The sequence below is a fragment of the Bradyrhizobium sp. P5_C11_2 genome (genome assembly GCF_054049755.1).
Map to the genome: position 1 here is coordinate 1 of NZ_JBFULT010000599.1, position 4,432 is coordinate 4,432.

Sequence of the window (4,432 nt, forward strand, 5' to 3'; positions counted from 1 at the left end):
ATCGAGGCGGTGGGGGCGCGGGTCCTGTACCTTCCGCCCTACAGTCCCGAGTTCAATCCGATCGAGCAGATCTTCGCCAAGCTCAAGCACCTGCTGCGAACCGCAACCGCCCGCACCGTGCCCGACCTCTGGGTTGCTATCCGCGAGGCCTTCACCCGCTTCACCCCAGACGAATGCCGCAACTGCATCACCGCCGCCGGATATGAGGGCGACTAGGCCGTCGCTACATAGGTGGGAACAGCTCTAGTTTCAAGCCGCCACGCTAGCCGCCCTGCGCCACGTCGCGAACGCCTCGGCTCGGAAGAGTCGGTGCGTGGGGGCTGAGACGAGGTGGCGGGGAACGGTGAAGGTGTTGTAGGTCGCTGCATGCATCGACAGGAACCGCTGGGCTGAGCCTGGCGACTGGAAGCCCTGCAGCTTGCGCTCTCGTCGTCGCACCGGGACGTGCGAGCTCTCGGCTCGATTGTTCGCTCGCTTGCGCTGGACGTGATCCGCCCTGCGAAGCCTCAGGTCACGCAGCGCAGCGCCGTAGGCCGGGCACCTGTCCGTGACCCACGCCTCGGTTGCCATCCCCTGCTTCTTCAGCAGCTTGCGCATCAGCTTCTGCGCCGCTCGCCTGTCGCGCTTGGGCTGAACCAGCACGTCCAGCACCTCGCCTTCCGCATCAACGGCCCGCCACAGGTACATCTGCCGGCCGCCGATCTTCACAAACACCTCGTCGAGATGCCAGCGCGTGTGCGGCTTGGGTCGCCGGGCTCGTAGCCCGCGCGCGATGACGGGACCAAAGGTTAGCACCCAGCGGCGGACGCTCTCGTACGTGACGATGATSCCGCGCTCGGCCAGGAGCTCCTCGACATGGCGGAAGCTGAGGGTGAAGCGCAGGTACATCCACACGGCGCGCTGGATGATGTCGCGCGGAAAGCGGTAGCCGGAGTACGAGAGCGGGCTCATGCGGCCCGGCTACGATGCTGGATCGGTCGCGGCAAGCCGGCGACCTTGCCAACGTGACAAGCCCGCGCCAAGCACGGCCTCAAAGAGGATCAAAGCGGGTCGGCGCATCAGGCATGGCAGTCCGCTTCGATGGTTGTGCGCGAGCTAGACCGGCTGGAGGCCAAGCTCAGGCGATGCCTTGCAATAGACCGCTGCAATCGCTCCTAGAAATCTGCCGCTCAACGCCCTGGTGAAAGCCTGCGCAGAGGCGTATTGTGAACCGCAGGATGCACCAAGCGGACGGAGGTCGGTATGACCTTCATCGTTACCGGCTTGAACCTGACAGGGCCGATCCTCATCGACTACGACACAGCGATCGGCGCGTTAAAGAAGGCGGCCGAGCTGATCTGGACCGGCTATGCTGACGTGCGGATCGCGGACCGGGAAGGCGTGCAGTACACGCCGTGCGAGTTCGTCCGCCTCTTCGACCTGTAGGTGCTTCACCTTTCTTGGGGGGAATGGTCATGCTGTTCTTCGCTCTCCTATTCGCGGGTCTTGCCATCTTTGGCTTATGCGTCGGCTTCGGCACCATCGGCCGGCCCATGTACGGGCAGGCGCCCAACAGCTACGGCTGGGTGCTCTCCATCAACGGCGCGGCCCTTGCCGCCTACTTCGTGCTCACGCGAGCCCGACGAGCACTACGGGTGCGGCATGGCGCAACCACTAGTGCGAACCACACGCCGCCGAGGTCATTGTTAGATTGAGGCGCCATCTCCATCCATGCGTCTCCGAAGATCCTTTAAGGAGAGGCACATGCCCAGGATCAGCGTGAAGCTCGCCGGCGACGGCACCCACACAATCATGCGGGACCACGCCGCTATTGCGTGCGGCATGAATCTCGATGAGGCGGAGAACTTCGTGACCTTTCTGCGGGTGTCGGCGCGGCTGCGGCGGACGCACTGCCTACCGGAGGCGCTGCGCAGGCGTGGGGCACCGGCCGCCTAGCACGTCTCCCCTAGCCGGCGCTTGTCTGAGTCACCGCGCGTTTTTCAGCCTGGAAATCCGGTAAGACCCTTCATGTGATACTCGCACCGAATTATCGCCGATTTGAGCTCAGCACAGAACCATCAGTTATGCGCCATCGACATTCTGTGAGCGCAGCCAGTGCCCGCTAGCCTCGACCACGTGCGCCTGCTCGACAGCGGTCAACTCCCGTCCCGCAAGTATGGTGTACCACTTGGCCAAACAGCCGCGGCAGCAGGTGGCCGTCGCATGCTGTACCATAAAGGCACGATGGCCGCGAAAGGGCGTCTGCTTACCGTCGTTCCTCGGCTCGGCGGGCGCAAGGCGCCGTTCCACGAAGTTCCGTGCATGCTCTAGAACCATCGGCAGGCCTGTCTCTCGAAGATGGGCCTGATCGGCGGACGCGAGCCGAAGCCGCTGCCGGAATGCTGACGTCGAGAGACGACCAAAGACTTCTTCAAGCGCTCGCATGCGCACATGTACCCGACTGCCTTCCGCCGATCTGGCCGGTATGGCTTATTGCCCACTGTAACAGCTGATGCATGCACCAGACCCCATCGCGATCGGAACCGCGGGCTGGAGCCTGCCGAAAGCCAACGCCTCACAATTCCCGGAAACCGGCAGCCATTTAGAGAGGTACGCGCAGCGCTTTTCTGCGGTTGAGATCAACACGTCCTTCTATCGGCCACATCGCGTCTCGACCTACGAGAAGTGGGCCGCCGCGGTGCCAGACGGGTTCCACTTCGCCGTAAAGGTGCCCCGCGCGATCACGCATGAGCGACGCCTCACCGGCGTGGACGAGCTCTTGGTTCGCTTCCTAGGCGAGGTGGCGAGCCTTGGGCCGAAGCTCGGGCCGCTGCTTCTCCAGCTTCCGCCGAGTTTGGTTTTCAACAGGGCGTCGGCCGAACCATTTCTGGCAACCTTCAGGCAGATCTTCCCGGGGGACATCGTTTGCGAACCGCGCCACGCCACCTGGTTTGTTGAGGACGCCGATAAACTCCTCAGCGAACTCGCGATCGCCCGAGTCGCTGCTGATCCCGCGCCAATCCCGGGTGCAGGCAAGCCGGGTGGTTGGCTGGATCTTGCCTACTACCGGCTTCATGGCTCCCCACGCATGTACCATTCGGTTTATGAGCCGCCTGTACTCACCCGGATGGCCGAGCGCTTGCACCAGCAAAGTGCCCTCGGACGTCGGGCGTGGTGTATCTTCGACAACACCGCAGAATTTGCGGCAACAGGAAACGCGCTGGACACTCTTGCACTGATCACAGCGCGTAAGACTCACAAGACACAATCTCTCGACAGAATAGGAAGGGTTTCACAGCGTATTTAGCAGCACTTATTGGCTCATAGGTGCCGAATGATCAGTGATAACGCGTCACTTCGACCATACTTTTTAGCATAACACTGTCTTTCTTTGCTCGAGAAATGAGCTTATTGGTCCTCCGGTTATATCGATTGCGCATTTTATTTTGCTTCGGGGCTCGGAGCCTCAGTGCGACAGCTGTTGTCAACGCCGGCTCTATGACGCAGATTCGGCGCCGTAGAGCGGACCAGCAGCTTTGCGCCCATCTCAGCCATTCGGTGGTTTTCGGGGCCTGTCGCAAACCGCGAGGTAGGTCGCAGCTCAGGCTAAATTGGCCTCGGTTTCAGGTTTTGTTAACCGCCTGAAGTCCGAAGCAGACCCCGAGCAGCCGGTTCTGCTCGCACACGGTCCACGCGCCGGCAAAGCCGAAGCCCTTGCGCAGCCACAGCATCGCCTCGAAGCCGCAGATCGTGCGCCGCGCCGTGTGGAAGGACCGGAAGCCGCCCACCCGCGGCATCGCTCGCTTGACCCGGAAGTGGTCACTCTCGATGCCTTGCTGCAGGTGCTTGGTCACATAGTGGAGCGGCGCACGGGGCAGCAAACCCACCTCACGGCTATGGGCGATGGCCGGCGGGTACGGGCCAGCGCCATCCGTGCCGATCCGATCAGGGGCGAGTAGCGGCTGATCTTGGAGCACCTTGCGGAAGAACCGCTTGGCCGCATCGAGATCGCGCTTGGCGGTCAGTAGGAAGTCGACGGACGTGCCATGCTTGTCGATCGCCCGGTAGAGGTAGCGCCACTCGCCCCGCACCTTGATGTAGGTTTCGTCGATGCGCAGCGAGCCGCAGTGTGGCCGACAAAACTGCCGTAGCCGCTTCTCGATCAGCGGCGCATAGGCCAGAACCCAGCGGTTCACGGAGGAGTGATCCACCTCCAGGCCACGTTCAAGGAACAGCTCCTCGATGTCGCGGTAGCTCAGCGGGTAGCGCAGGTACCAGGAGACCGCCTGCACGATCAGGACCGCCTCGAAGTGCCGGCCGCGGAAGTCGGTCCGTGCACGCTGCTTGAGCTTGGCGGCAATGGCAGACAGGATCATGGGCCGGCTCCAAAGCGGAGGCGGCAAGCTGAGCGGGTATGGCTAACGACCCGCGAACCTCAGCACATTCGCGATTG

General features: G+C 62.6%; 8 protein-coding genes. 5 read left to right on the forward strand and 3 right to left on the reverse strand.

Annotation, left to right across the window (positions count from 1 at the left end):
• Nucleotides 1-216 (forward strand): transposase (locus ACXJL8_RS34915; protein ID WP_456686438.1); only part of this gene is annotated, 216 nt, incomplete at its 5' end.
• 33 nt (nucleotides 217-249) lie between these two features.
• Here ACXJL8_RS34915 and ACXJL8_RS34920 read toward each other — a convergent pair.
• Nucleotides 250-951 (reverse strand): IS6 family transposase, encoded by a 702-nt coding sequence (locus tag ACXJL8_RS34920; RefSeq protein WP_456686439.1) that lies wholly within the window; start codon nucleotides 949-951, stop codon nucleotides 250-252.
• Nucleotides 952-1,242: 291 nt separating this feature from the next.
• On the opposite strand from ACXJL8_RS34920, the gene ACXJL8_RS34925 reads away from it, so the two are divergent.
• Genes ACXJL8_RS34925 through ACXJL8_RS34935 form a run of 3 tightly spaced genes read left to right on the forward strand, consistent with a single transcriptional unit; the run spans nucleotide 1,243 to nucleotide 1,935 of the window.
• Nucleotides 1,243-1,425, forward strand: coding sequence for a hypothetical protein (locus tag ACXJL8_RS34925; RefSeq protein ID WP_456686440.1), 183 nt, complete (start codon nucleotides 1,243-1,245; stop codon nucleotides 1,423-1,425).
• A gap of 29 nt (nucleotides 1,426-1,454) precedes the next feature.
• Nucleotides 1,455-1,694 (forward strand): hypothetical protein, encoded by a 240-nt coding sequence (locus ACXJL8_RS34930; protein WP_456686441.1) that lies wholly within the window; start codon nucleotides 1,455-1,457, stop codon nucleotides 1,692-1,694.
• A 49-nt stretch (nucleotides 1,695-1,743) separates the two neighbouring features.
• Complete coding sequence (locus ACXJL8_RS34935; protein ID WP_456686442.1) at nucleotides 1,744-1,935, forward strand: hypothetical protein; 192 nt, start codon at nucleotides 1,744-1,746, stop codon at nucleotides 1,933-1,935.
• A 126-nt stretch (nucleotides 1,936-2,061) separates the two neighbouring features.
• Here the strand turns inward: ACXJL8_RS34935 and ACXJL8_RS34940 are convergent, their stop codons facing one another.
• A complete protein-coding gene (locus ACXJL8_RS34940) occupies nucleotides 2,062-2,424 on the reverse strand; it encodes a DUF4186 domain-containing protein (RefSeq protein WP_456686443.1) in 363 nt (120 codons plus the stop codon).
• A 67-nt stretch (nucleotides 2,425-2,491) separates the two neighbouring features.
• Between ACXJL8_RS34940 and ACXJL8_RS34945 the strand changes: the two genes are divergently transcribed.
• Nucleotides 2,492-3,286: a DUF72 domain-containing protein gene (locus ACXJL8_RS34945; protein WP_456686444.1), complete on the forward strand. Its 795-nt coding sequence runs from the start codon at nucleotides 2,492-2,494 to the stop codon at nucleotides 3,284-3,286.
• Between the two features lie 316 nt (nucleotides 3,287-3,602).
• On the opposite strand, the gene ACXJL8_RS34950 is transcribed toward ACXJL8_RS34945, so the two are convergent.
• Nucleotides 3,603-4,355 carry an IS6 family transposase gene (locus ACXJL8_RS34950; RefSeq protein ID WP_456686445.1) on the reverse strand — a complete coding sequence of 251 codons (753 nt, stop codon included), beginning with the start codon at nucleotides 4,353-4,355 and terminating at the stop codon, nucleotides 3,603-3,605.
• Between the last annotated feature and the right edge of the window lie 77 nt (nucleotides 4,356-4,432).

Bases quoted from the DNA above. Each gene is read 5' to 3' on its own strand.
- ACXJL8_RS34950 (WP_456686445.1), bottom strand. From the start codon at position 4,355: ATGATCCTGTCTGCCATTGCCGCCAAGCTCAAGCAGCGTGCACGGACC.
- ACXJL8_RS34935 (WP_456686442.1), top strand. From the start codon at position 1,744: ATGCCCAGGATCAGCGTGAAGCTCGCCGGCGACGGCACCCACACAATC.
- ACXJL8_RS34925 (WP_456686440.1), top strand. From the start codon at position 1,243: ATGACCTTCATCGTTACCGGCTTGAACCTGACAGGGCCGATCCTCATC.
- ACXJL8_RS34930 (WP_456686441.1), top strand. From the start codon at position 1,455: ATGCTGTTCTTCGCTCTCCTATTCGCGGGTCTTGCCATCTTTGGCTTA.
- ACXJL8_RS34940 (WP_456686443.1), bottom strand. From the start codon at position 2,424: ATGCGAGCGCTTGAAGAAGTCTTTGGTCGTCTCTCGACGTCAGCATTC.
- ACXJL8_RS34945 (WP_456686444.1), top strand. From the start codon at position 2,492: ATGCATGCACCAGACCCCATCGCGATCGGAACCGCGGGCTGGAGCCTG.